This is a genomic window from Saccharomonospora sp. NPDC046836 (assembly GCF_040645195.1).
Classification (GTDB): domain Bacteria; phylum Actinomycetota; class Actinomycetes; order Mycobacteriales; family Pseudonocardiaceae; genus Prauserella_A.
In genome coordinates, this window is the sequence record NZ_JBEYXW010000043.1 from 19,074 (window position 1) to 45,392 (window position 26,319).

The 26,319-nt window shown below is 66.3% G+C and carries 23 protein-coding genes, 1 tRNA gene and 1 pseudogene; 15 read left to right on the forward strand and 10 right to left on the reverse strand.

Features of this window, described 5'->3' with window-relative positions:
- The first annotated feature begins 15 nt into the window (after positions 1-15).
- Entirely contained in the window at positions 16-1,086 is a 1,071-nt protein-coding gene (locus ABZ863_RS30955) for an ABC transporter substrate-binding protein (RefSeq protein ID WP_358542887.1), read from the forward strand.
- Entirely contained in the window at positions 1,083-1,739 is a 657-nt protein-coding gene (locus ABZ863_RS30960) for a flavin reductase family protein (RefSeq protein ID WP_358542889.1), read from the forward strand. Before ABZ863_RS30955 ends, ABZ863_RS30960 begins: the two co-directional genes overlap by 4 nt.
- Here ABZ863_RS30960 and ABZ863_RS30965 read toward each other — a convergent pair.
- The 4 genes from ABZ863_RS30965 to ABZ863_RS30980 form a co-directional block, all read right to left on the reverse strand.
- Entirely contained in the window at positions 1,736-2,455 is a 720-nt protein-coding gene (locus ABZ863_RS30965; RefSeq protein WP_358542891.1) for a helix-turn-helix domain-containing protein, read from the reverse strand. The two genes, ABZ863_RS30960 and ABZ863_RS30965, sit on opposite strands and share 4 nt — an antisense overlap.
- A gap of 78 nt (positions 2,456-2,533) precedes the next feature.
- Complete coding sequence (locus tag ABZ863_RS30970; protein ID WP_358542893.1) at positions 2,534-2,704, reverse strand: hypothetical protein; 171 nt, start codon at positions 2,702-2,704, stop codon at positions 2,534-2,536.
- A gap of 357 nt (positions 2,705-3,061) precedes the next feature.
- Entirely contained in the window at positions 3,062-3,313 is a 252-nt protein-coding gene (locus ABZ863_RS30975; RefSeq protein WP_358542896.1) for a hypothetical protein, read from the reverse strand.
- Between the two features lie 7 nt (positions 3,314-3,320).
- Positions 3,321-3,647: a DUF6247 family protein gene (locus ABZ863_RS30980; RefSeq protein ID WP_358542898.1), complete on the reverse strand. Its 327-nt coding sequence runs from the start codon at positions 3,645-3,647 to the stop codon at positions 3,321-3,323.
- A 548-nt stretch (positions 3,648-4,195) separates the two neighbouring features.
- On the opposite strand from ABZ863_RS30980, the gene ABZ863_RS30985 reads away from it, so the two are divergent.
- Both ABZ863_RS30985 and ABZ863_RS30990 read left to right on the forward strand, forming a co-directional pair.
- A complete protein-coding gene (locus ABZ863_RS30985; RefSeq protein WP_358542900.1) occupies positions 4,196-5,575 on the forward strand; it encodes an AAA family ATPase in 1,380 nt (459 codons plus the stop codon).
- A 115-nt stretch (positions 5,576-5,690) separates the two neighbouring features.
- Positions 5,691-6,086, forward strand: coding sequence for a hypothetical protein (locus ABZ863_RS30990; protein ID WP_358542902.1), 396 nt, complete (start codon positions 5,691-5,693; stop codon positions 6,084-6,086).
- Between the two features lie 41 nt (positions 6,087-6,127).
- On the opposite strand, the gene ABZ863_RS30995 is transcribed toward ABZ863_RS30990, so the two are convergent.
- Positions 6,128-6,937: an IS5 family transposase gene (locus ABZ863_RS30995; RefSeq protein ID WP_358542904.1), complete on the reverse strand. Its 810-nt coding sequence runs from the start codon at positions 6,935-6,937 to the stop codon at positions 6,128-6,130.
- Between the two features lie 455 nt (positions 6,938-7,392).
- On the opposite strand from ABZ863_RS30995, the gene ABZ863_RS31000 reads away from it, so the two are divergent.
- Together ABZ863_RS31000 and ABZ863_RS31005 are read left to right on the forward strand one after the other, a co-directional pair.
- Entirely contained in the window at positions 7,393-7,614 is a 222-nt protein-coding gene (locus tag ABZ863_RS31000; protein WP_358542908.1) for an antitoxin MazE family protein, read from the forward strand.
- Positions 7,615-7,676: 62 nt separating this feature from the next.
- Entirely contained in the window at positions 7,677-7,937 is a 261-nt protein-coding gene (locus ABZ863_RS31005; RefSeq protein ID WP_358542940.1) for a type II toxin-antitoxin system PemK/MazF family toxin, read from the forward strand.
- Positions 7,938-8,237: 300 nt separating this feature from the next.
- Here ABZ863_RS31005 and ABZ863_RS31010 read toward each other — a convergent pair.
- Positions 8,238-8,573 (reverse strand): annotated as a pseudogene (locus ABZ863_RS31010) (YdcF family protein); the annotation flags it as partial.
- Positions 8,574-8,677: 104 nt separating this feature from the next.
- Entirely contained in the window at positions 8,678-8,992 is a 315-nt protein-coding gene (locus tag ABZ863_RS31015) for a UTRA domain-containing protein (RefSeq protein ID WP_358542910.1), read from the reverse strand.
- A 419-nt stretch (positions 8,993-9,411) separates the two neighbouring features.
- Between ABZ863_RS31015 and ABZ863_RS31020 the strand changes: the two genes are divergently transcribed.
- Positions 9,412-10,005: a hypothetical protein gene (locus tag ABZ863_RS31020; RefSeq protein WP_358542913.1), complete on the forward strand. Its 594-nt coding sequence runs from the start codon at positions 9,412-9,414 to the stop codon at positions 10,003-10,005.
- Here the strand turns inward: ABZ863_RS31020 and ABZ863_RS31025 are convergent.
- The 3 genes from ABZ863_RS31025 to ABZ863_RS31035 form a co-directional block, all read right to left on the reverse strand.
- Positions 9,974-10,047: transfer RNA gene (locus tag ABZ863_RS31025), tRNA-Arg, on the reverse strand. The genes ABZ863_RS31020 and ABZ863_RS31025 overlap by 32 nt on opposite strands.
- Positions 10,048-10,348: 301 nt before the next feature.
- A complete protein-coding gene (locus ABZ863_RS31030; RefSeq protein ID WP_358542915.1) occupies positions 10,349-10,747 on the reverse strand; it encodes a peptidase inhibitor family I36 protein in 399 nt (132 codons plus the stop codon).
- Between the two features lie 185 nt (positions 10,748-10,932).
- On the reverse strand, positions 10,933-12,015 hold the full coding sequence (locus ABZ863_RS31035) for a LacI family DNA-binding transcriptional regulator (RefSeq protein ID WP_358542918.1): 1,083 nt from the start codon (positions 12,013-12,015) through the stop codon (positions 10,933-10,935).
- Positions 12,016-12,095: 80 nt separating this feature from the next.
- Between ABZ863_RS31035 and ABZ863_RS31040 the strand changes: the two genes are divergently transcribed.
- From ABZ863_RS31040 to ABZ863_RS31075, 8 genes are all read left to right on the forward strand, one after another.
- Positions 12,096-13,286: an MFS transporter gene (locus ABZ863_RS31040; RefSeq protein WP_358542920.1), complete on the forward strand. Its 1,191-nt coding sequence runs from the start codon at positions 12,096-12,098 to the stop codon at positions 13,284-13,286.
- Between the two features lie 89 nt (positions 13,287-13,375).
- Positions 13,376-15,340, forward strand: coding sequence for a cytochrome c oxidase assembly protein (locus ABZ863_RS31045; RefSeq protein WP_358542942.1), 1,965 nt, complete (start codon positions 13,376-13,378; stop codon positions 15,338-15,340).
- A gap of 167 nt (positions 15,341-15,507) precedes the next feature.
- On the forward strand, positions 15,508-15,987 hold the full coding sequence (locus tag ABZ863_RS31050; protein WP_358542923.1) for a single-stranded DNA-binding protein: 480 nt from the start codon (positions 15,508-15,510) through the stop codon (positions 15,985-15,987).
- A gap of 122 nt (positions 15,988-16,109) precedes the next feature.
- Positions 16,110-17,786, forward strand: a complete 1,677-nt coding sequence (gene ettA / locus ABZ863_RS31055; RefSeq protein WP_358542925.1) for an energy-dependent translational throttle protein EttA — start codon at positions 16,110-16,112, stop codon at positions 17,784-17,786.
- Positions 17,787-17,936: 150 nt separating this feature from the next.
- On the forward strand, positions 17,937-20,000 hold the full coding sequence (locus ABZ863_RS31060; RefSeq protein WP_358542927.1) for a hypothetical protein: 2,064 nt from the start codon (positions 17,937-17,939) through the stop codon (positions 19,998-20,000).
- A gap of 122 nt (positions 20,001-20,122) precedes the next feature.
- Positions 20,123-25,096 carry an NAD-glutamate dehydrogenase gene (locus tag ABZ863_RS31065; protein WP_358542929.1) on the forward strand — a complete coding sequence of 1,658 codons (4,974 nt, stop codon included), beginning with the start codon at positions 20,123-20,125 and terminating at the stop codon, positions 25,094-25,096.
- A gap of 2 nt (positions 25,097-25,098) precedes the next feature.
- Positions 25,099-25,530 carry a thioesterase family protein gene (locus tag ABZ863_RS31070; protein ID WP_358542931.1) on the forward strand — a complete coding sequence of 144 codons (432 nt, stop codon included), beginning with the start codon at positions 25,099-25,101 and terminating at the stop codon, positions 25,528-25,530.
- Positions 25,527-26,165 (forward strand): hypothetical protein, encoded by a 639-nt coding sequence (locus tag ABZ863_RS31075; protein WP_358542933.1) that lies wholly within the window; start codon positions 25,527-25,529, stop codon positions 26,163-26,165. The genes ABZ863_RS31070 and ABZ863_RS31075 overlap by 4 nt, the downstream gene beginning before the upstream one ends.
- Positions 26,166-26,319 lie beyond the last annotated feature (154 nt).

The following is a 26,319-nucleotide window of genomic DNA, read 5'->3' on the forward strand; positions in this document are numbered from 1 at the left end:
ACCATGCAAAGTCGCATGCGATCGCTGCTCACCGTCGCCACCGCCGCCATTCTGGCGGGCTCCCTCGCCGCCTGCGGTGGCAGTGGATCCGGAGCTGACGGGGGAGCGGTCTCGATGACGCTGGCCACGCCGACCTGGAACGCCGGGATCGCGAGCATCGCGGTGTCCCAGGAGCTCGGGTACTTCCAGGAGGAAGGCCTGGACATGAACGTGGTCCTGACCGACTCCGCTACCACCCAGGCGCAGCAGATCGCCACCGGGAAGGTCGCCACCGGCGCTGTCAGCCCGGAGCCGGTCGTCATCGGCAGGCAGCCGGGTAAGGACCTGGACCTGACCTACTTCATGTCCTACTACCGCAAGAACATCTACGGCCTGCAGGTCCCCGAGGACTCGCCGATCACCTCGATCGCCGATCTCAAGGGCAAGAAGGTCGGTGCGATCTCGCTGGCGAGTGCCTCGGTGACGCAGGCCAAGATCGGTCTCGAAGAGGCGGGAGTTCCCGCCGACTCCGTCACGTTCATCGCGATCGGCACCGGCGCCCAGCAGGCCACGGCGATCAAGAACAAGCAGGTCGACGCTGTCGCGTTGCTCGACACTTCGTTCCAGCTGCTGGAAAACCAGGGCATCGGACTCCGGCCGATCGAGGTGCCCGGAGCCGAGAACCTGACCAGTGGCGGGCTCGCTGCGCGGGCAGCGGACCTCGAGAGCGACCCGGATCTGTACGAGAAGATCGGCAGGGCGGTCGCCAAGGGCGTTGTGTTCAGCGCGGCCAACCCGAAGGCGGCGATCACGATCCTCTACCGGTCCCACCCGGAGTCACGCCCGACCGGACTGAGCGATGACGAGGCGATTGCCAGCGGCGTGAAGGTGCTCCAGGCGCGACTGGCCAACCTCGGCGCCGACGACGAGCCGTATGGAAAGCTCGACCCGGCTGCACTGGAGGCCGGCGTGAACTACCTGCTTGCCGCGAAGCTCATCGACCAACCGGTTGCGGTGGACAGCCTGTACGACAACTCACTGATCGACAAGATCAACAGCTTCGATGCAGCCGCCGTGCGCAAGAGCGCCGAGGAATACCAGGGATGAGCGGAGCCGAGCACGTCGCAATCGATGCCGCCACGCTCGACGCGAACACCGCCTACCGGTTGCTGACCGGTGTCGTCGTACCGCGGCCGATCGCGTGGATCACGTCGGTAGCCGAGGGGGGCGAGCTCAACCTCGCCCCGTTCAGCGCTTTCACCATGGTCGCGAACGACCCGCCCATGGTGGGTGTCAACATCGGACTGCGAGCGGGGCGGCAGAAGGACACCGCCCGCAACATCGCGCACTCCGGTGAGTATGTGGTGAACATCCCGTCCTGGGACTTCCGGCATGCCGTCCACGAGAGCGGCCGGGCCTGGGAACCGGACGTGGACGAGATCGCGTTGCTGGGTTTGCGGACCGTCGATAGTGACGTCGTCGCCGCGCCACGGCTGCTCGATGTCCCGGTGAGTATGGAGTGCAGGCTCGCGCGGGTGGTGAGTTTCGGACGTGCCGGCGCCGAGTTCACCGTCGGCGAGGTGGTGCGCTTCCACATCCGAGCGGATCTGTTACAGGACGGCAAGATCGACACTCTCGAGCTCGATCCGGCGGCCCGCCTGGCCGGCCCCAACTACGGTCGGCTGGGCAAGGTCGACACGTTGCCACCGTTGACAATGACGGTGTCGTCGAGCGCCGACAGGCGGGAGGGGCGCTCCTAGGCGTGCCCCATGCTGGTGGAGACCGTCTCGGCGGTCTTCAACAGCGCCCGCAGTTCCGACGAGGTGTCCGAAAGGTCGAGCACCTCGCGGGTACTCAACAGTGCCAGCGACGCGACCATGCCGCCCGCGTCGTACACCGGTACCGCGATGACGGCGATGCCGCGTGGGCTGGTCTGCATGGAGAAACCGCGCTCCCGCGTCGCGGCGAGTTCCGCCTCGAAGGCCGCACGATCCTCCAGCTGGAGGTTTCGTGTGGCCCGGCGCACCCGCGGGTCGTCACCTTTGAAGGCATGGAAGACCTTGGTCTGCGCGGCCAGCGGAGACAGTTGCATGCCGACCCGGACGGTCACCACGATCTCGCGCTGCTCGGGCTCTTCCACATGGGCCACGACCGGTGAGTTGCTGCCCCACAGTGACAGCACCGTGGTGACACTCGTTTCCCGTGCCAGCTGAGCCATTGGTTCCGGTGCCAGCTGCAGGATCTCGCGCCGGCCGAGTGCGAACGCACCGAGCTGGATGAGAGTGGGGCCCGGAGCGTACGAGCGGTCCGGCCGTAGATCCAGCACGTTGGCCGCGACAAGGGAGGACAGGTAGCGGTAGGTCGTTGTCCGGTTCAGGCCGATGAGCTCGGCGGCCTCCGACGAAGACACGGACTCCCGGTGCGGGCCGAAGAGGGCTAGGATCTTGCCGACGCGGTCGACCGCCTGGATGTCCATACCAGTGCCCTAACTTCGATCTGCGAGCGTAAAGTGAACATCCTGTTCATATCATGTGCGCCACAGTGGGTGCCAGCATCACGTCGAACGGCCGGCCACCCGCCACGGCGTCGGCGAGCACGCGTCGAGCAAGAAACCCGGCACCGTCAGTGGTCCGGTGGCCGCGATCCGCGAGATGCTGCCGACATGGATGGCCGACCGGTCGAGATCATGTCCGGATGCGGTGAGCCATTCTGCGAAGTACCGCACGTACAGGTCGACGACGGTCTTGGCCTTGCGGGCCGAGCGCAGCGAGCGCTCCCAGCCGGCCCCTCAGACTGAGCAGACGAGGGGAGGATTCGGGCGACATGGCCCGCATCCACGTCCCTCTTGCTGCACAACCGCTGTGGTTGCTACTGTGCCGGCGTTTCCGCTGGTAGTGCCCCGGCAGGACTCGAACCTGCGACCTAGAGATTAGGGCGGGACGTTTGCCAGTGTCTTATGTGGATGATCGACATGCATTGCTGCCTGCACTCTTCCCGAAAGCGTCCGATAGTTGGTGATCACGGGATGCCATCGTTTGCGGTTGATTGGCGAGGGTAAAGCGTGGAGATGATCTTGCGTCGATCAGCCGAACCAGGTCACGTTCAGCACGTCGACCCGATCTTGGTCCTCAAGGACGAGGTACGTGATGAACCCGCGCTCGTCGGCGAAGTCGAGTTGCCGCATCCAGCCGTCTGGGTCGGCCTCGTTGTAGGGCCGCCCGTTCCACGGAGTCAGTTCGAGGACACCCATCGCGTCAGTTGCGGGGAGTGCGTCAGCGGGAAGGGTGCGGATCTGGTCACGGACCTGCGGGTCCGTCACGATGCGGTAAGCCACGGAAGGGTCAGACGCCCAGCTCGGTCCGCAGCTGCTGCCAGTCGGTCGCGTTCTCGGGTGGTTGCCCGGTTTGCCGAGTGCGTTCGGCCTGCTGGAGCATCCTGCGGTGCGCGGCAGGGTCGGCCTGCGTCATCCGCGCGATGCGTCGCCAGTTGGCCAGTGTCGCTTGGAGCGCCTCCAGGCTCAAGGACTCCGAAGCATCTCGCAACGACTGCTGATACGCCGTGTCGAACGCTGCGACCTCTTCGGGCAACAGCGCAGCCCGGATGGCCCGGGGCGAGTCGAAGCGATCCCGCCCCGGCTGCGGACCGTCATGAGCAGCGGCAGCAGTCATGTACACACGATAACCCATGAGTCCAGCGACGATGGCCTGTTGAACCGAGGTCCCCTTGACCTTAATCGCTGCTTTGCCGACCTCCATCTTCAAGAGTTGAAGCGGAGCAAATCGCGACCTGGGGGAACGCTCGGCCATACGGCCTGACCTGGGCGTTCCCACTCATCGACGGTGGTCGCTTGCCGTGCTGTATTGAGTATCCTGACGAACGGTCAGGGTCAGACGCCCAACTGCCCCTCCCAACCTCGCCCCTCTGGTGCGGGCCTGTCCAACCTTTGCTGGCCATCGTCAATCGGTACGTGCAACTCGGTCCCCGTGTTGTCACGATTCGACTTCATATCGTCAACATTTTACCTACGCGCGAGTAACGTGCGGTCGCGCTGCAGCGACACGATGCATGCATGCCACTCCAGAAGGGGATATGCCGACTAGGAGGCTCTAATACAGCTCCCAAGATGGCCTACAGATAAAGAAGGGCGAAGCGCGCCTCCCAGGCAATCTGGTAGGCGTCGATCCGAGACAGACCCGAAGAATAGAAGGAAGTACTTGTGTCCGACGTATCGGTCAGCCGAGCCCGCTGGCGCAGCCAGAATTCCCGCAAGAGCGTAAGGCTCTCAGTTTCTGGATATAAGGCCATCCGAGGGGAAGTCGAGCTGGACATCGCTCCACTTACTCTCATATCTGGCACAAACAGCTCCGGCAAATCGAGCTTCATGCAGCCATTTTTGATGCTTAAGCAGACAGTGGAGGCACAGTTTGATCCCGGCGCGCTTCTCATACACGGACCAAACGTTCAGCTAACTTCCTGGCTGCAAGGGTTGAACCGCGGCAAGAGTCGTACGGACATCTCAAATACGCTTGGCATAAAAATAAGAATTGGCGATGCCAGCGTTCGCAACGTGTACACCTACTCAAGCACCAGTGGTCTCAATCTTGAGGAAAGTGAGTACCATAACGGCGGAATAGCAGTCAAGATTGGCAGTAATATTTCCTCCGGAAACCTATCAAATCGCTTTCCGGAGGAGTTTTTAGAGGAGCAAAGACGCCGATGGGCTGCGTACGATTCTGAAACCGCCGAAGGAAATTTCCGGCTGATAGCTTTTCGCAACAACTGCTTTCTTGATGCGAGCCCAGAAAGAAGGAGCGTGCTCGGATTAGTTGGGCAATTGGGCTTAGGGCCGCGAGAATATGCTCGGTTTCTAAGAGAGATCATCCATGTGCCCGGCCTACGCGGGAATCCCGAGCGTACTTACAATAGTTCCGTAGCAGGCTTGAGTTACCCTGGAACAATGGAGTCTTACGTCGCCAGTGTGATACATAAATGGGGATCCAGTGACGGTTCGGGCAAGCAGAAACTAGCAGCGTTAAGCGATGACCTTCGACACTTGGGCCTGACTTGGAAAGTCAAAGCTCAGCGCATCGACGATGTACGGCTCGAGCTCCTAGTAGGCAGAATGCCATCAGCGCAGGCTGGCGGAGCAAACGATCTTGTCAGTATTGCCGACGTTGGATTCGGTGTGAGTCAGACGCTCCCCATACTAGTAGCGCTTCACGCTGCAAGAACGAACCAAATCGTCTACATAGAGCAGCCCGAAACGCATCTGCATCCCAAAGCTCAAACGAGGCTCGGGGAAGTCTTGGTCGCGGCAGCAAAACGAGGTGTTCGAGTTGTCGTAGAAACACACAGCTCCCTCCTTCTGCGGGCAGTGCAAACCTCGATCGCCAAGGGTGAAATTAGCCCAGATCACGTATCTCTGAATTGGTTCTCGCGAGACTCCGAGACGGGGTTCACGAAAGTAGACAAGGCTGAGATCGACTCCGTCGGACGATTTGGCGGTTGGCCGGTGGACTTTGATGAGGTCGCAGACGAAGCCGACTGGGCTTTCCTGAGCGCGGTCCAGGAGGCGACTTCAAATGAAGCCGAGTAACCATATATTGCTCGATGCATGCGTCGCCCGATCAGTTAGTGAGACGAATAGTTCACGACTTCCTGGAACGCATCACATCATCATAAGACTGAGAGAGGGGAACACAGGGGTCTGCATGACGCCCAACCTTCAGGACGAATGGAAACGACACGCGACGCGTTTTATGACCCGGTGGCTGGTTATGATGGAGCAGCGTTGCAGAGTGAGAAGAGAACGCGATCGAAGAATTTCCGACTTGCGGTCGGCCGTGGCGACAAATGTTACCCAGGAAGAGAAGCGAAATGTGATTCTGAAAGATATACACATTACCGAAGCTGCAATATTTCTTAAAATTGCAGTATTCTCGTTTGATGAGAAACAAAGGCGCGTTCTTTCAGAACTACAGCAGGACTACAGTCTCTTGGGTGACGTACAATGGTTCAATCCAGAGTCAGATATTGAAACACTGAAGTATTGGATCGACAGTGACGGTCACGACAAGGCTCTTTGCGCTGTCGCTGACTTTGCATGAGAACTTGCCAGTGTGCCTCCACCCGCCGCTTAGACGTTGTCTCATTTGGCGAGTTTCTTGTAGCAGGTGATGGTGGCGGCGAGGGTGAGGAAGGCGAGGTAGTGGCTGGGTTTGCGTTCGTAGCGGAGTGTCAGCCGCCGGTAGCCGGTTAGCCAGGCGATGGATCGTTCGATCACCCACCGGTGTTTGCCGAGTTTGTCGGCGGATTCGATGCCCTTGCGGGCGATGCGCGGGATGATCCGGCGCTGGCGGAGCCAGTCGCGCAGGGCGGGGATGTCATAGGCCTTGTCGGCGTGCAACTTGGCAGGTTTCCGGCGCCGGGGTCCCCGGCGGGAGCGGATCGCCGGTAACGCGTTGACCAGAGGCTTGAACGCGTGGCTGTCGTGGGTGTTGGCCGCGGAGATTCCGACAGTCAGGGGCAGGCCGGCCCGGTCGGACAGCACGTGGATCTTCGAACCGGGTTTGCCGCGATCGACCGGGCTCGGACCGGTCAGACCGCCCCCCTTTTGGCCCTGACGGATGCTCCGTCCAGGACCGCGCGCGACCAGTCGATCAACCCCTGGCCTCCCAGTTCGTCCAACACCGCCTGGTGCAACTTGTCGCCACAGCCCGGCCTCGGTCCACTCGGTGAACGTCCGATGCGCCGTGGGCACCGACACCCCGAACGACGGCGGCAGATGCCGCCAGGCACAGCCGCTGGTCAACACGAACACGATCGCGGTGAACACCGCCCGTGGATCCGTCCGCGCACGGCCGCCACCCTGCGGGCGCTCCTTTGCCGGTGGGATCAGCGGTTCCACCAACGCCCACAACTCATCAGGCACCAGCCGTTGCGACAGCGAGTCGATCACAGCTCAAGATCATTGCAGGCCAACCGGAAAGAACCAAACGAGACACACTCTTAGTGGTCATCCCGTCGCCTGATGGCGTCTCGATCACGCCGTGTCGGGGCCGCGACGTGCTCGCCCACTGCCGGCCGAACTTGCCAGGCTCGCGGTTCCGGCTCGGTGTGATAGCCATCAGGTCAGGCGACGGGATGACCACCAAGCGCCCACCCTGCCAACCGCACCGAGGCTACGGTCCCTGGCCATCCCGGAGCCTGCCCGTCCGGCGAGGACATGTTCTGCCCCCTGGCCTGCCTCGGCTCCGGCCGATGCGCGGGGACCGGCGCCAGCCGCACGCCCCGCGCAGGCTCGGCCGGAGCAAGAGAGCTGCAGGCCAGCGGCCCCGCAGGGGCCGCCTTGAACAAGTAAAGAAACTCTGAACACGGTGGTTTCCCCAGGGTGTTACATGTAACGTTGGGGGTATGGGTTCGAGGTCGGATGCGGCGGCGCGGGTGCGGGCTCACCGTGCGCGGTTGCGCAGGCAGGGGTTGCGCCCGATTCAGATTTGGGTGCCGGATACGTCGTCGCCGGAGTTTGCTGAGGCTGCTCGTGCGCAGTCGGAGGCGGTGGCGCGGAGCGGGGGTGAAGCCGATGATATGGCGTGGGTTGAGGCTGCGGCGTACTCGCTTGGCGACGACGAGTGAATCGCGGGGAGATCTGGACTGCGGCGGCTAAGGGCGCGTACACGGGCAAACCGCGGCCGGTAGTGATCGTGCAGGGTGACGCGTTTGCTGCGATGGAGTCCGTGGTGGTGTGCCCCTTCACGACGAACAAGACAGAGGCGCCGCTGTTCCGTGTCGTGGTTGCGCCGGATGGGGTCAATGGTCTGAGCGAGGAAACGCGGATCATGCTGGACAAGGTCACCGCGATCCCTCGGGCGAGTTTGGGCAAGCGGATCGGGTCGCTGTCGGACCTCTCCATGACGCAGATCGGCCGTGGGCTCGTGGTCTTCCTGGGCATCGGCTGACGCAAAGACTCGCGGACGCGCGACTCTGAACACACCGGCTGGGCCGGGCTCGGTCGGCCAGCGAGCTGGGATGAGGCGGCTGGTGTATCCGGCGTCGATGAGTCGCTGGTAGGCGTTGTGGACGTCGGTCGGGATCTGCTGTGGGTCAATCTCGCCTGACTGGCCTTGGAGTTCGAGGCGTTGGGTGTCGCCGACGAGCATGTTGACCACGCGGTCTGGTTCGCCGATGTTGGCGACGTAGGTGTCTAGATCGTTCGGCGCACCTGAGCAGATGATATCGACGTCCGGCCACTGCTTCACGGCGATGGCGTGTGCGCGGCGTTGCTGGTACGGCCGCGAGGTAAGCTGGACAGACTTTGGCGCGATGCCTTCGCGTGTGAGAACTTCGCGGGTGAAGTTGATGTTCTCCACGGTGGTGGGCGACTTCGTCTCGGTCAGGATGGCGGAGCCTGGCACGCCGTGTTCCATCGCGATCTCGCGAAAGTGGACGGCTTCGCCACGCGGGAAGCGGCTAATCGTGGTGGGCGCATTCGCCCCGGTGAACACGATGAGCGGGAAGAGCCCTTGCCGGTACAGCTCCGCCGTGTAGACGGCCACGCCGCCGTCGTGACTGCCCAGTCCTATTGCGATGTCCACGGGGCGCAGCTCTTGATCGAGACGGTGGTAGCGCCACAGGGTTTCGACGTCGGCGTAGAGGTCGCGGGGAATCGCGGCGCGGGTGGTGGCACGGGCGTTCCGCTCTATTCGGGGATGTTGAAGCTGTAGGTCCAGGAGAAGCGCGAGGCTGAGTGGATGCCACGGGCGAACTCCACCGGCACGTCGTCGGCCGTGAAGGTGGTGCGGTGCAGGACCACGACGGGCTCGCCTGCGGGCAGCTCCAGTTCTTCGGCCTCCGCCGGCGTCGGCATCCTCGCGTGGAACGTCTCCGTCATGTGGTCGGGTTCCAGACCTTGCATGGTCAGTACAGCGAAGCCGCCGCCTGGGGTGGCCGTTCCCGGCTTCGGGTCGACGATCGGCGTGTCTTCCACGTGTTCTGGCCGGTAGTAGCTCGTCAAGGTGTGTGTGGCTGCCTTCTTGCTTCACGAGCCTCTTGCGCTCATAGACGGTCGTGTCCGGAAGATCAACAGCACCTCACTACGACGGCATTACCCGGCCTGTGGAACGTGTTGGTCCGACGAAGGTCAAGGCGGCCAACAACTTGCTGGCGGCTCTCCGCGACCGTGTCCGGATCTCTCGTGATGGGGAGATCACCCCGGAAAGGTGGAAGCCGGGGCCGCGATCTGGTTCAAGGAATTGGAGCGCTCCGACAAGGCATTCCGCACCAAACAGGACTACCGAGGTGCGTGGAACCGCTACCTGAAAGACCCGCTGTCACAGCTCCGGTTCGTCGACCTTCGTATCTCGATTGTGAATCGAGTTTCTGACCTCGGTACGCGACAAGAACGGTGGCGGCGCCGCCAAGCAGGCCCGGGCAGTGCTGACCGGCATTTGCAGCCTGGCTGTTCGCTACGATGCGTTGGACGAGAACCCGGTGCGGGAGATCGGAGCGCTCGGCAAGAAGAAGCAGAAGACTGGGCGGCTCGTGAACCCGAAGACTGCCGGTGCCGTGCTGGGACTGTTTCACGCATCGGAGGACGCCGCTCGATGGGATCTGGTCGACAGGCACGCCGAGTCGCAATCCCGCTGGGTCGTCCCATTCGCGCGCGGCACGCTGCGTGACCCAGACAACACGCGCAAGTACATGCGGCGTGTGGTCGCGGGGACGCCGTTCGAGGGCCTGCATCCGCACGACTGGTGTCACTACGTCGCGGGCATGCTCGACGGTGCCGGCCTGACGGCTCGGCAGATCGCCGACTACCTTGGCCACGAGAAGGTGAGCACCGCCCAGGACAAGTACATGGAACGAGGCGTGGTTGGGGGAGTCGACAGGTCCCGCGCTCGCTGCTCGCCCGACGATCGTCCCGCCCAAAAGTATGGGTTAAGCATGGGCGTGAAGTGCGTATGTCCCCTGGTCACTGCTGTGACCAGGGGAGCAGTGCCCCCGGCAGGACTCGAACCTGCGACCTAGAGATTAGAAGGCTCTTGCTCTATCCAGCTGAGCTACGAGGGCCCAGTGGCGACTGCTGGCACACGCGGCACCAGCTTAGTCACCACTGTTCTCCTGATCGTCGGACACCAGCGAAGCGTTTCACCTCTCACCCACCTCGGTGGTGTACGCCTCATCCAGGTGAGAAGATTTCTTGTTCTGCGGCTGTATTGGCAGGGATCCACGGGCGCGCTGTCATGTGTTGGCAGCGCACCCGTGGCGGGGCCGTGCTCGGGGTCACGACCCCGGGGCGCCCGGTTCGCACGCGTTCCCCCGGCATGCGGACCGGCCCGCCCGGCTCAGTCGCCGGTTACCCTGGCCGGCATTAGTTCCAGATTTGGATCGCCCGGACGACATACGGTCCCTGAGGAACGAATGTGCCAGGTCCCGGATACGTGCTGAAATCGCCTTCAGTGGCGCAATTCCGGTCCTGATAAACCGTGACGTGCCGATCGATCCTGTTGCCGAAAGAACGCGCGTCGACGCCTTCGGGCAGTGGTACGCACTCTTCCGGGTTGGTGTTGCGCAGATCGAACCGTACGATCTGTCCGCCATAGAACTCGCCCGTCCACGCGCAGAATTCTCCCAGGTCACAACTGAACTCGGGAGGCGGCGCTGGTTGACCGGCGTCGCCCTCGGCCTGGGCCACGCCGCCGGTGAGGAGCGTCGCCAGTGCGGCCAGCAGCATCACGCGCGGAAAACGGGAGCGCAGTGTGGAAAGCATTCGTGATTCCCCCAGTCGTTCAGGTGATTCGGTTGGAGTGGAATGTGCTGATTCCACGATGGCGAATGCGGGAGGGAATGTCAGCCCGTGATTGAGAATCTGTGGACAACTAGCTGAATGGCGCCCGAATGGGTAGTCGTTGTCCACATGTGCAAGAACGGTGTTGTGGCGAGGGTCGCGAGGTGCTATTCGGGTGCAGGACCGGTCGAGGCGCGCACAACGAGTTCCACGGGGAGCGTCACCGGCGACGGTGGCCGTTTGCCCGCCAACAGTCGCAGCGCGAGCTGACCGGCGTGCGCGCCCTTGCGGCCCAGGTCCTGGCGCACGGTCGTCAACGCAGGCTCCGACCAGGCCGCCGGGGGTGTGTCATCGAAGCCCACGATCGACAGATCCGCAGGTACGCGCAGCGCCTGCAGGCGCGCCGCCGCCAGCGCGCCCAGGGCGAGCTCGTCCGACATGCACAGCAGCGCTGTCGGCCGTGGCCGTCGTGTCAGCAGCGCGACCGCCGCCTGCGTCGCCTGCTCACGTGAGGCGCCCGACGTCTCGAACACGGGCACCTCGGCCGCGGCTATGCCCGCGGCGGCAAGGGTGTCGACATACCCGCTGAGCCGCTCGCGGTTGTCGCGGAACCGGCTGCGCATCGCCTCCTCGACACTCAGCACGGTGTTCCGCGGTTCCGAAAGGCACTGCGCGGACAGCACCGCGAATCGCCGATGGCCCAGTCCGAGCAGATGCCGCGTCGCGGCCACGGCTCCACCCCGGTCGTCCGTGCTCACCCTCGCCGCACCCGGCACGTGTGGTTGATCGATCACCACCAGAGGCAGTCCCCGGTCGCGGACCGCGTGCAGCGCCGGCGCGTCATCCGCCAGCGAGTAGGCCACCGCGAGATCGGCCTGCGCCGTGAGCACTCGCTCGGCGCGCGGCCCGCCGTTGTCGCCGCCCGGCAGCAGGAGCAGGGCGTGACCCTCGGCGTCGACCTCGGTCGCGAGCGCGTCGAGCGTGATGGACAGCGCGGGATCCGAGAAAGCTGCCGACAGCCCGGTATCGAGCATGAACGCGATCGCACCCACGCGTCTGGTGGCGAGGCTGCGTGCCACCGGGTCCGGTCCGGTGTAGCCCAGCCGTTTCGCCGCGTGCAGGATCTCCTGACGCAGTGCTTCCGACAGCTGATCAGGCCGGTTGAAGGCGTTCGACGCGGTGGTGCGGGAGACCCCGACCGCGTCCGCGAGGTCATCGAGTGTCGGATGCCTTCGCTGCCTGCTGGCCACCCGGGCAGTCTAGGCGGCTTGCGTCATCTGAAGCGCTTAAGAGATGCTGGGGACGGTATTTCGCGAGAAGGGGGACTGGGGTGCAGCGGTTCGCGGTGATCACGATCTTCGCCTTCAACGGTGCGACTCTCGGCTCGTGGGCACCACGCACACCCGCTATCAGTGAACAGATCGGGGTGGGGCCGGGCCCGCTCGGCCTCGCGCTGTTGGGCGCCGCCGTCGGAATGCTGATCTCGGCGACATTGTCCGGACGGCTCGTCGAGCGCTTCGGCGCCAGGGCAGTGGTCGTGGCGTCCGCACTGGCCGTCTGCGTGGTGCTGCCGTTCGTGGGAGCCGCCCAGTCGGTCGGGTGGCTGGCCGTCGCGCTGGTGGGCCTCGGCGCTTCCACAGGCGCTCTCGACGTCTCCATGAACATCGCGGGCGTCGCGGTGGAGCGCGCGGAGGGCCGGCCGGTGATGCCGCTCTTCCACGCCTGGTTCAGCTTCGGCGCGCTCGCCGGCTCGGGCGGCGCGGCGCTGGCCGCAGCGCAGGACTGGTCGCCGCTACGCCACTTCGTCGTGGCCGTGCTGGTGGGGGCCGTGCTGCTCGCCGCTGTCGTACGGTCGGTGCCTGGCATCGCGCCGCAGGCCGAGCCCACGGTCGCCCCGGCGAAGAAGGGCGCATCGCCCATCCGCCGACCCGCGCTGTGGCTGCTGGCCGCGATAGCACTGTGCTCGGCGATCGCCGAGGGAGCGAGCTCGGACTGGTCGGCCCTCCTCCTGGTCAGCGAACAGGGTGCGAGCGAAGGTGCTGCAGCACTCGCCTACGCCGGGTTCTCGCTGGCGATGGCGTTCACCCGGCTCGCCGGGTCCTGGGCACAGCGTCGCTTCGGCGCCACCCGGATGCTCGTCGCCGGCGCCGCCTGCGCGGGAACGGGGCTGGTTGGCGCCGCGCTGATCGGTCTTCCCGCGGTGAGCTACGCGGGCTTCGTGCTGGCCGGTGCCGGGCTTGCCGCGTGCTTCCCGCTCACGCTCGGCCTCGCCGCGGAGGCGGGCAAACGGCCGGACAACACCGGTGGCGAACGCGAGGTGGCATTCGTCACGGCCATTGCCTACACCGGATTCCTGGCCGGTCCGCCGGTGATCGGTGGCATCGCCCAGCTCACGTCGCTGTCTGTGTCGTTCGTGGTGGCGGGGGTGGTGGCTGCCGTCGTCGCGCCCGCCGCGGTGGCCGCGGCCCGCTTCGTCGCACGCGAGCGCGCGGCCCGGCACGAAGTGCGTGTGGTCCCCTGACGTGCGGTGAACGTGGGCGTCCTACGCTCATAGGCGTGTCAACCGAAGTCGATCCCGTCCACGACGTCGTGCCCCGCAACCGGGCCGGCATGGCGCCGCTACTGGCGATCGGCACTCTGCTCGGCATCGTCATCGCCGTCGGGCTCGTGGCGCTCACCGGCGGTGTCAGCTACGTCGTCGCGGGCCTGACCGACCCCGGAATCGTCACCCGATACGGCATCACGGTCGTCCGCGTCGCCGTTGACGCCACGGCTGCCGTGTGCATTGGTTCGCTGCTGCTGGCGGCTTTCCTCGTGCCACCACAGAAATCCGGCACCCTGGCAGTGGACGGATACGCAGCCCTGCGCACCGCGGGCATCGCCGCGTGGGTGTGGTTCGTTCTCGCGATCGCGTCCGTCTACTTCACGGCCGCGGACGGTGCGGGCCGGCCGATCAGCGAGGTGCTGCGACCCGATGTGCTGCTGAACTTCGTCGGGGCCATCGAGCAGCCGAAAGCCTGGCTGATCACCGCGCTGATCGCCTTGCTTCTCGCACTCGGCTGCCGGCTCGTCCTGTCGTGGGGCTGGACCACGACGCTGTTCTTCCTCGCCGTCGGCGGACTCGTCCCCGTGGCCGTCACGGGTCACTCGGCGAGCGGTGGCTCGCACGACATCGCGACCAACAGCCTGCTCTTTCACCTCATTGGAGCAGCCTTGTGGGTGGGCGGGCTGATCGCGCTGCTCGCTCACGCCCGGCGGGGCGGTGACCACCTTCCGCTCGCGGCGACACGGTTCTCCAAGATCGCGCTTGTCAGCTGGGTGGTGATGGCCGCCTCCGGAGTGATCAACGCGCTCGTCCGCGTTGCACCCGATCAGCTGTTGACCAGCACCTACGGCCTGCTCGTCCTGGGCAAGGTAGTCGCGTTGCTGGTGCTCGGTGTGTTCGGGCATCAGCAGCGGCAGCGCAACGTTCGCGGCCTGGTGGAGGGCGCGGGTAGGGGAGGCCTGGTACGGCTGGCTGCCGTCGAGGTCCTGATCATGTTCGCGACGCTCGGTCTCGCCACAGTGCTGTCGCGTACGCCCCCGCCGCGGTCGGCCGTGCAGCCGTCGACCATCGAGCTGCTCCTCGGTTACGACCTGGGCGGCGCGCCCACGTTCATGCGTATGTTCACTGCCTGGCGGTTCGACCTGATCTACGGCACGGCGGCGATCGTGCTCGCGGTCCTCTACCTTGTCGGTGTGCGGCGGCTGCGCCGCCGGGGTGACGCCTGGCCCATTGGGCGTACGGTCGCCTGGCTCTCGGGTTGTCTGGTGCTGCTGCTCGCGACGTCGTCCGGCATCGGCCGCTACGCGCCGGCGATGTTCAGCCTGCACATGGTCAACCACATGTTGCTGTCGATGGTGGCGCCGGTGTTGTTCGTGCTGGGCGGGCCGGTAACGTTGGCGCTGCGCGCGCTGCCGGTCGCGGGCAAGGACGCACCGCCCGGACCGCGCGAATGGCTGCTCGCCTTCGTGCACTCGCCGGTGGCGCGAGTGCTCACCCATCCGGTTGTCGCGCTGTTCCTCTTCGTCGGTTCGTTCTACGGCCTGTACTTCTCCGGACTGTTCGATGCCGCGCTGAACTACCACTGGGCGCACCTGGCCATGAACGCCCACTTCCTCCTCGTGGGCTACATCTTCTACTGGCCGGTGATCGGGGTGGACCCAGCGCCGCGGCGGCTGCCGCCATTGGGCAGGCTCGGGCTGGTCTTCGCGTCGATGCCCTTCCACGCGTTTTTTGGTGTGACGCTGATGAACATGCAGACCGTGATCGGTGACACCTTCTATCGCTCGCTCCGGCTGCCATGGGTGGAGAACCTGCTCAGCGACCAGCGGCTCGGCGGCGGCATCGCGTGGGCGTCCGGCGAGCTGCCTGTGCTGCTGGTCATGATCGCGCTGCTGGCTCAGTGGGCACGCGCCGACGAGCGCGAGGCGCGCCGGCGGGACCGCCGCGAGGAAGCGACCGGAGAGCAGGATCTGGCCGCCTACAACGCGATGCTCAAGCAACTCTCGGAGCACAAGGAACCTCAGTCGTGACTGGGCGCTAGCACAGGGCACCGACATTTTCGGCGTGCTCCGCCGGATTTCGCGGTAGTTGTTCATGTCGCGACGAGTTGTCCACAGATTTCGAGCGAAGCCGTTCCCGGCAGCCGCAGGGGTGCAGCCTGGAGGCACCAAGTGCGAACCACGGTGAAGGGACGGCAATGGCTATCGGTGAGACCCTGCTGACGATCGTCGGCAACGTGAGTAGTGAGCTCTCCCAGCGACGGACTTCTGGCGGGGACGACGTGGTCAGCTTCTGGCTGCGCAGCAACGAGCGCCGCTTTGACAAGGAAACGGGGCAGTGGCGGGACGGTCGTGGTTTCGCCGTGCGGGTGACCTGCTGGCGCCGCATGGCGAACGCGGTCGCGCTGTCGCTGAACAAGGGCGATCCGGTGATCGTGAGCGGCCGGCTGTACAGCAGCCAGTACGAGGTCGATGGACAGCCTCGGTCAGTACCCGAGCTGGAAGCACTCGCCATCGGCCCCAACCTCTCCTGGTGCACGGCGTCGGTTCGCCGGCTCGCCCGCGGAGTGGATCCGCCAGGCGAGGCGGCACTGTCGTGGAAGGGAGGTGAGCCAGCTGATCCGGCGTTGACCGACGCGGTGGTGGAGCGCGAGCGGGAGCGTTTGCCCGCGGCCTGACCTGAACCGTCGGTAACTGCGCACTGTACAGAAGCCATCACGCTCTGGAAGGTCAGTCTACGGGTAGTGCGGGGATGGTGACCGGCGTCAGGGTGCGGTCGGGACCGCTCTACCATCGCTGCATGGCCGAGTTCATCTACACCATGAAGAAGGTGCGCAAGACCGTCGGGGACAAGGTCATCCTCGACGATGTCAGCACCGCGTTCTACCCCGGCGCGAAGATCGGCGTGGTGGGTCCGAACGGTGCTGGTAAGTCGACCGTCCTCAAGATCATGGCGGGACTCGAACAGCCCAGCAACGGCGAGGCTTTTCTCCAGCCCGGCGCGAGCGTGGGCATCCTCCAGCAGGAGCCGCCGCTGAACGAGGAGAAGACCGTCCGTGGCAACGTCGAGGAGGGGCTCGGCGAGATCAAGGTGAAGCTCGATCGCTTCAACGAGATCGCCGAACAGATGGCCACCGACTACAGCGATGCCCTCATGGACGAGATGGGCAAGCTGCAGGAGGAACTCGACCACGCCGACGCCTGGGAGCTGGACTCGCAACTCGAGCAGGCCATGGATGCGCTGCGTTGTCCCCCGGGGGACGAGGCGGTGACCCACCTGTCGGGTGGCGAGCGACGCCGTGTGGCGTTGTGCAAGCTGCTCCTGTCGAAGCCCGACCTGCTGCTGCTCGACGAGCCCACCAACCACCTGGACGCGGAGAGCGTGCTGTGGCTGGAGCAGTTCCTGGCGACTTATCCGGGTGCCGTGCTGGCCGTGACGCACGACCGGTACTTCCTGGACAACGTTGCGCAGTGGATCATGGAGCTCGACCGCGGACGGGTCGTCGGCTACGAGGGCAACTACTCCACCTACCTGGAGAAGAAGCGCGAACGGCTGGAGGTGCAGGGCAAGAAGGACGCCAAACTCGCCAAGCGGCTGCAGAACGAGCTGGAGTGGGTGCGGTCGAACGCCAAGGCCCGCCAGACGAAGTCCCGCTCACGTCTGGAGCGCTACGAACAGATGGCGGCCGAGGCGGAGAAGACCCGCAAGCTCGACTTCGAGGAGATCCAGATCCCGCCGGGCCCGCGGCTGGGCAGTGTGGTGGTCGAGGTCGAAGATCTCGAGAAGGGCTTCGACGACCGGCTGCTGATCGATGATCTGTCCTTCACGCTGCCGCGTAACGGCATTGTCGGCGTCATCGGCCCGAACGGGGTCGGTAAGACGACGCTGTTCAAGACGATCGTCGGTCTCGAGCAGCCGGATGAGGGCAGTGTGCGCATCGGTGAGACCGTCAAGCTGTCCTATGTGGACCAGCAGCGTGCTGGGATCGACCCGGCCAAGACCGTCTGGGAAGTGGTGTCCGACGGGTTGGACTACATTCACGTCGGCCAGACCGAAATGCCGTCGCGTGCGTACGTGAGCGCGTTCGGCTTCAAGGGGCCCGACCAGCAGAAGCCGGCGGGAGTGCTCTCCGGTGGTGAGCGCAACCGCCTGAACCTGGCCATGACGCTGAAGCAGGGCGGCAACCTGATCCTGCTCGACGAGCCGACCAACGACCTCGACGTCGAGACGCTGGGCTCCCTGGAGAACGCGCTCGAACAGTTCCCGGGATGCGCGGTGGTCATCTCGCACGACCGGTGGTTCCTGGACCGCGTGGCGACCCACATCCTCGCGTGGGAGGGCAACGACGGGAACCCCGCTCAGTGGTTCTGGTTCGAAGGCAACTTCGAGGGCTACGAGAAGAACAAGGTCGAGCGAATGGGCCTGGAGGCCGCCCGGCCGCACCGGGTGACCCACCGCAAGCTCACCCGCGACTGACGAGAAACGTCACCGAGCACTGGGCGAGCACGCCGGAGGCAAGACCGTGTCGAATCGGATCCCTGGGTTGTCACGGTAGGCGATCGCCGGGTAGCCCCTGGCGATCGCCGTCTGCTGAAATGTGAATAGCCCTCACAGAGCGGAGTCCCCGTGGTAGCCAGTACACACGCCAGCCGTAACGCGGCCAATGGCCGCCGTCCCGCTGTTCGCAATGGTGCTAATGGTGCTGACGAGGGACTGACGTCGTTGGCGGACCTCGTCGAGCAGGCCGCGGCGCTCCAGCTCCGTGCCCCGGAGCTCGCATTGGTCCTCGGCGAGCGAGCGTCCTCGCTCGCCGAGGCGGCAGGGGCGAACGAGCTGTGGATCCGAGCGGAGACGGTCGTCGTCCAGGCGCGGGTACGACTCGGGCATCGGGCCTCGACTGTCGCGCGGGCCGTCGCGGCGCTGCGTGCGGCGGAGGATGCCGGTGAGCCCGTGCTGGCGGCACAACTGCGCACCGATCTCGCCGTCTGCGCGCGCAGCGTGGGCGCGCCGCTGACCGGGCTGGCCATCCTGCGACCCGTGCTCACTGTCAATGGCCTGTCGTCGCTGCAGCGTGCGACCGCACTGTGTCACCTCGTCGGCTGCCTCGGCACACTCGGCCGCAAGGCTGAGCTCGACCGGGTGCTCATCGAGGGTGACCGGTTGATCTCCGGTGACGACACCCTGACCGGCGACGACAAGCTGCTGGCCAGGGCCCTTGTCCGAGTCAGCATGTCGGCGCATCGCCGGCGGCACGGCGACGTGGTCGGTGCGGCGGACGCGGCGCGCACGGGGATCGGTTTCCTTGATCACATCGAGGACAAGAACACCGACGGCGGGCTGGCGCGCGTGCGGCTCGTGCTCGAACTGGTCTGCGCACTGCTCGATCGCGGCGACGGCGAGCTCGCACTGGAGGCAGCGCAGCCGATTCTGGCTGAGCCCGAGCGTGCTGCTGGTGTCGCGCCCACAGGATGGCTCCGCCTGGCACTCGCCACCCGCGTGCTGCTGCACGGCGGCTCCGCCGACGCTGCGGCGCGCATGCTGCGCGACGCGCTCTACAGCGCGGACAGGCATGAACTGCATGCCCTGTCCGCGCGGTTGTGGCTGGAACTCGCTGGTGTCGAGGAACGGATCGGCGCGCCGACGGAGGCGATCCAGTGCCTGCACAACGCGCGTGCCGCCGAGCACCGGCACGCGCGGTGCCGGAGCCAGGCGCGCGCCTTGCTGACGGGAGAGTTCGGCACGGGAGAACAGGCTCCGGTCGATCTCGCCGACATCGTCGCCACGGCCGCGCAAGCACCCGCCACACCGGAGCGGCCGGAAGCGGAGTCCACCACCGCGAAGGCACCCGCTGCTGAGCCGGCCCCGTCGGTCGAGCCTCAGGCCGAATCGGCGCCCGCCGTTGAGCCTCAGGCCGCTCGCGTGCCTGTCGCCAGGACCGAGCCGGAGCCCGCACCCGCACCACCGCCGACACCGCCCAAGCCACGGGTCGTGCTGCCGATCCTGCGCCTCCCACCGGAGCCGGAACCCGAACCGGAGCCGGAGCCGGAACCCGCGCTCGTGGCGCAGCCGCTTGCCGTGGTGCCGGATATCGCCGTCGAGCCCGAGCGCACCGAGCAGGTCGGCGGGATGCCGTCCCGCAAGACCAGGCACGACTCCGAGCACGGTTCGGTCGCGGCACGGTCGGTACTCGACAGGCTGGGGATCGCCGCCTCCGGCAGCGGCGGTCGCCGCCGCGCCGCGGAGGACGACGACCACGTCCGGACCGAGCGGCAGGCCGACAAGGCACCAGCAACCGCCACAGCGCCTGGCACAGGCCAGAAGCCCGAGGCGCGCGTCGAAACCACGCCGGCGAGCGCCGAGAGCGCCTTCGCGCCTTCCGACACCTACGAGTGGTTGCCGCGGCTGCGCCTGCCACCCTCACTGGCCCCGCTGGACCTCGGCTCCGATTTCAGCACGGACCGACCGGAACCAGAACCCGTCCGAACAGAGCCTGCTCCGGTTGATCTCGGGATACCTCTCGACGATCCGCCACCCGACGCCGGCCTCGCCGAACTGCTCGCGCGAGCGCTCGCCGAGCACCAGGCCGGAACGTCCAGCGCGTCCGCACTGGTCAAGCAGCTCGCGACGGACGACGACAGCCACGACACGCCGCGCCGGGTGAACGGCCGAGGCCACCGCCGCGAGGCCTGACCACCGGTCCGGGTGTGGTACGGCCCTGCGGCAGGGGCGGTTTGCCTAGTCACAGTAAGGTAAACGTTGGATCGGCACATCGTGGTGTCAAGGCCAATGAGTGGAGAGTTGCGTTGCCTGACATGAGCTCGACCGGTGTCTCGACTCGGCCGGAGACGGGACCTGAGGACGGGTTGACAGCGCTACGGTCGCGCAGTCCGGAGCACATCCGGGACCAGTTGGTCGCTGCCGCCGCTGCCCAAGCTCCGGACATCGCCGACTTGATCCGGCTGTACTACCGGCTCATCCCCGCCGAGGAGATCATCGGCGACGACCCGGTCGACCTCGTCGGCGCGGTGCGTTCCCACCTCGAGCTCGCCCAGCAGCGGGTGCCCGGCAGGCCGGCGGTGCGGCTGCTGAATCCCACTGCCGCTGAGGACGGGTGGACCCGGGAGGCCACCGTCGTACAACTCGTCACCGACGACATGCCCTACCTCGTGGACTCGGTCGCCGCCGAGCTGTCCCGCAGCGGGGTGCAGGTCCAGCGGATCGTGCACCCGATCGTCGTGGTCGAACGTGACGTCACCGGTCAGCTGCGTGGGGTGTACCCGCTTGCCGACGCGGCGGATCCGCCGCCGGGCGCCGCGGCAGAGTCCTGGATGTACCTCGAGATCGACTCGATCGGCGACCCGCATCGGGCTCGCGAACTGGATAACCGGCTCACCACAGTGATCGGCGACGTGCGGGAAGTCGTCGAGGACGCCCAGAAGATGATCGAGACGGCCCGCGCCATCGCCGACGGGCTCACGCTGAGCCCGCCACCGCTGTCGTCGCAAGAAGTGGGCGACGGCGCCGCCCTGCTGCGGTGGCTGGCCGCAGGGCACTTCACCTTCCTCGGTTACCGGCACTACGAACTCGTCAGCGGCCCGCAGGAGGGCGAACCGGCCCTGCGGGCTGTCCTGGCCTCGGGTCTCGGGGTGCTGCGCCAGGACAGCCTCGCCGCGCGGAGTCTCACCGCCGGGCCGGACACGGCAGCACAGGCGTTGGCGCCGACTCTGCTCGTGCTCACCCAGGCCAGTGCACCGTCCACTGTGCACCGTCCGATCTACCCCTACTACATCGGCGTCAAGACGTTCGACGACGACGGCAACGTCACCGGTGAACACCGTTTCCTCGGCATGTTCACCACCTCGGCGCTACACGAGGACGTCCTGGACATCCCGGTGGTCGAGCGTCGTGTGCGCGAGGTCATCCACCGCGCCGGCTTCCCGATGGAGTCCTACTCGGGGCAGCGGATGCTCGAGGTGCTGCAGAACTGGCCGCGTGCGGACCTGTTCTCCGCCGACACGGACTCGCTCTACGCCACCGCGACCGGTGCCATCACGCTTGCCGACCGGCGCAGGCTGCGGCTGTTCCTGCGTCGCGACCCCTACGGGCGCTTCTACTCCTGCCTGGTGTTCCTGCCACGTGACCGGTACACGACCCGGTCCCGGCTGGCCATGCAGGAGGTCCTGCTCGAAGAGCTCGAGGGAACCCACCTCGAGTACGGCACCCGACTCGGCGAGACGCTGCTTGCGCAGGTGCATTTCACCGTGCACACCGATCCGGCCAGCACGGTCGAACCGGACACGCTGCGCATTCAGGAGCGGCTGAACGAGGCCGTGCGCAGCTGGGACGACCTGATGGTCGAGGCCATCCTCGCGGAACGCCGCGTGCGGGCCGGCGATGGCAAGGCGGTCACCTTCGCCGGTGAGGAATCGGCCACCGAGCAGGGCCAGCGTTTCGCCGCGGTGTTCCCGGAGTCCTACAAGGAGGACTTCACGGCCAAGACCGCGCTGACCGACCTGCGTTTACTGGAGTCACTGCGCGGTCCGGACGACCTGCAGATGTCGTTCTACCTGCCGGACGGTGGTGCGGCCGGCGAGCGCCGCTTCAAGCTCTACCTGCTCGGTGAAGGCGTGACGCTGTCCACGGTCCTGCCGCTGCTCCAACAGATGGGCGTGGAGGTCGTCGACGAGCGTCCCTATGAGCTGGCGCGCGAGGACGGCACCCGGTCCTGGATCTACGATTTCGGCCTGCGGGTCGAGCCGCGTGTACTGGCCGGGGCGGTGCGGCCCGTGGAACGTGACCTGCGGGTGCGCTTCCAGGATGCCTTCGCCGCGGCCTGGCGCGGTGACTGCGAGGTCGACAGGTTCAACGCCCTCGTGCTGCGGGCCGGACTGACCTGGCGGCAGGTGGCTGTACTGCGTGCCTACTCCCGCTACCTGCGGCAGGCCGGGACGCCGTACTCGCAGGAGTACATCCAGAACGCAGTGCTCGCGCACACCGACATCGCGACGGCGCTGGTCGGCCTGTTCGAGACACGCTTCGGGCTCGAACAGGGTGACGAGCAGCGCGCGGAACGGGTCGACGCCCAGATCGCCGAGATCAACACCATGATCGACGCGGTGGAAAGCCTCGACGAGGACCGCATCCTGCGCAGGCTGATGGCCGTCATCGTCGCCACGTTGCGCACGAACTTCTGGGTGCACGATCCGGATGGTGCCTCCCGCCCATACCTGGCTTTCAAGCTCGACCCGCAGCAGGTGCCGGACCTGCCCGAGCCACGGCCTGCCTACGAGATCTTCGTGTACTCACCACGTGTGGAGGGGGTGCACCTGCGCTTCGGCGCGGTCGCACGTGGCGGGTTGCGCTGGTCGGACCGGCTGGAGGACTTCCGCATCGAGATCCTGGGCCTGGTCAAGGCGCAGGCGGTGAAGAACGCGGTGATCGTGCCGGTCGGGGCGAAGGGTGGCTTCGTGGTGAAGCGCCCGCCCACGCGGACCGGCGATCCCGGCGTCGATCGCGAAGCCAACCTGGCCGAGGGCATCGCGTGCTATCGCATGTTCATCTCCGGCTTGCTCGACCTCACCGACAACTTGATCGAAGGCAGCACGGTCCCGGCAGCCGACGTCGTCCGGTACGACGGCGACGACAACTACCTGGTCGTGGCTGCCGACAAGGGCACCGCGACGTTCTCCGACATCGCAAACGAGCTCGCCACGAGCTACGGCTTCTGGCTCGGTGACGCCTTCGCCTCCGGCGGCTCGATGGGATACGACCACAAGGCGATGGGCATCACCGCCAAGGGTGCCTGGGAAAGCGTCAAGCGGCACTTCCGCGAACTGGACGTGGACACACAGCGCCAGGACTTCACGGTCGTCGGCATCGGCGACATGGCAGGCGACGTGTTCGGCAACGGCATGCTGCTGTCCGAGCACATCCGGCTCGTCGCGGCGTTCAACCACCTGCATGTGTTCCTCGACCCGAACCCGGATGCGGCCACCTCGTTCCGCGAACGCAAGCGATTGTTCGAACTGCCGCGCTCGTCCTGGGACGACTACGATCGCTCGCTGATCAGCGAGGGTGGTGGCGTTTACCCGCGCAGTGCCAAGAAGATTCCGATCAGCTCGCAGGTGCGTGCGGCACTGGGGCTGGCGAGCGACGTCAGGCAGCTGTCGCCCGCCGAGCTGGTGCAGGCGATCCTGCTGTCGCCGGTGGACCTGCTCTGGAACGGCGGCATCGGCACCTACGTCAAGGCGGAGACCGAGACCCACGCCGATGCGGGGGACAAGGCCAACGACGCGGTGCGGGTCAACGGCAGGCAGCTGCGGGTCAAGGTGGTCGGCGAGGGCGGCAACCTGGGGCTCACCCAGCGCGGCCGCATCGAGTTCGCCCGCCACGGCGGCAAGGTCAACACCGATGCGCTCGACAACTCCGCGGGGGTCGACTGCTCCGACCACGAGGTCAACATCAAGATCATGCTCGATCACCTCGTCGACACCGGGGAGCTGCGCCAGGAGCAGCGCAACGAGCTGCTGGGTGAGATGACCGACGAGGTCGGTGACTTGGTGCTGGCCGACAACTACCGGCAGAACACGGTGCTGGGTGTGAGCCGGGCGCACGCCGAGTCGATGCTGTCGGTGCATCGCCGCCAGATCTCGGCGCTGGAGTCCAAGGGGGCGCTGGACCGGGAGCTGGAGGCGCTGCCGAGCGACGCCGAGTTCGCGCGCCTTGCCAAGGCGGGACTCGGGCTGACCTCGCCGGAACTGGCGACCCTGCTCGCGCATGTGAAACTGGACCTCAAGGACGAGCTGCTCGCCAGTGAGCTGCCCGACGTCGAGGTGTTCTCCCGGCGGCTGGGCGAGTACTTCCCGACACCGCTCCGGCAGCGCTTCGGCGGGGCGATCGGCAGGCACCCGCTGCGCCGGCAGATCACCACGACCTGGCTCGTCAACGAAGTCGTCGACGGTGCGGGTGTGTCGTTCGCGTTCCGGCTCGCCGAGGAGCTCAACGCGACCGCCACCGACGCCGTCCGGGCCTTCGCTGTTGTCACCAACGTCTATGGACTCCCCGCGCTCTGGGAGAGCATCGCGGCGCTCGACAACGTTGTGCCCACCGAGATCGCGGACCACATGGCGCTGGAGACGCGCAGGCTGCTCGACCGTGCCTCGCGCTGGTTCCTCACCAACCGGCCGCAGCCGCTCGCTGTGGGCGCCGAGATCGCACGGTTCGGCGGGACCGTCGGCCAGCTGATGCCGATGCTCGGGGACCTGTTGCGGGGCCAGGAAGTCGAGGCCGCCCGCGTCGAGGCGGAGCGTCTGATCGGGCACGGCGTGCCCGCTGAGCTCGCGACCCGGATCTCGGTGCTGCTCTACGGCTACTCGCTGCTCGACGTCACCGAGGTCGCAGAACTGGCGGAGCGCGAGGTCGGACTGGACACCGAGCGCAGCCCTGTCGAAACGGCCGAGCTGTACTACGCGATGTCCGACCACCTTGGTCTGGAGCGAATGCTCACATCGGTCAACGCGCTGGAGCGCGGCAATCGGTGGCATGCGCTGGCACGGCTGGCGTTGCGAGATGATCTGTACTCCTCGTTGCGGGCCATCACGCTGGACGCGTTGCGGCACAGCGATTCGGAGGACCCCGCCGAGGACAAGATCGCCCAGTGGGAGCAGGCGAACGCCTCGCGCCTCGCGCGTGCTCGCGTCACGCTCGATGAGATCGAGCGAGCCGGCAGGCTCGATCTCGCGACGTTGTCCGTCGCCGCCCGCCAGATCCGCAGTACGGTGCGCTGACGATGGGTGCGTACGTGACACTGGTCCGGCCCCGGTGGTCGGACATGGACGCGTTCGGTCACGTCAACCACGCGAACCTGGTGACGCTGCTGGAAGAGGCGCGTGTGCCACTGCTGTTCGACGACGCCTCCGCCGAGGGGCTCGGCGACTTCGCGAAGGGTATCGTCGTGGTACGGCTCGCGGTGGAATACCGGTCACCGATCATCGTGAACGGTACGGACGTGCGGGTGGAGATCACCTTGAACGAGCTGAAAAGCGCTTCCTTCACGCTCGGTTATCATGTCTATAATGGACCATCCGAAGTGGACACGCTTGCTGTCACGGCGCGCACCACCCTCGCGCCCTACGACCTCGGTGCCGCGCGGCCGCGCCGGCTCACCGACGCCGAGCGTGGCTTTCTCGGCGCGCGCATTCCCGCCGGGGGACAGCCGTGACGGAGCTACACATCCCGGACCCCGCGGACCGCGACACGCTGGCCGCCTTCATCGCCAGGGCGGTCCGGCTCGACGGCAACGCGGTCGTGCGGCTGCGGATGCGGACTGCCGGCATTCTCGAAGCCTGGGTGGCCACCCCGTTCGACGTCCTGGTCACCCGCGCTGTCGAGGGACAGGTCAGTCCGGCGGACGTCACCGTGTCCGGCAGCGAGCTGCTGGCCGCGCTCACGGTAACGCCAGGGGAGACCATGGATCCGGGGCCGCCGCGGGATCTGTTGTGGCGTTCCGAACTGCCGATCACCACCACCGGATGGCAGCCGGTGGACACGCTCCCGGCCAGCATCGTCGCCGATCTCGCCGATCGCGGTGTGGCGCTGGCGCGGGAGAACGTCGGCCCGCAGGGCACGCCGCCAGCCTCGCTGATGGATCAGACCGTGCTCACGGTGTCGGCCGGCGGCCTGGAGGTGAAGGTGCCCATGCGGTGCCTGTTCGCCTTGTCCGGCATGGGTTTCGTCGATTCGTCGCTGGCCGGCGACATCGTGCGGGTGGCCGCCACCGACTCGTGGCTCCGGCTCGATGCGCGCTACGGCGCCGTCCTGCGCCGCAGGCACGCCCTCCTACCGCTGCTGCTCTGACCGACCCGCGAGTCCCCCGCTCCCGCACGCGAGTTGCCCGCTCTGGCTCGCGAATTGCGCGCTCCCGCACGCGAGTTGCCCGCTCCCGCACGCGAGTTGCCCGCTCCCGCACGCGAGTTGCCCGCTCCCGCACGCGAGTTGCCCGCTCCCGCAC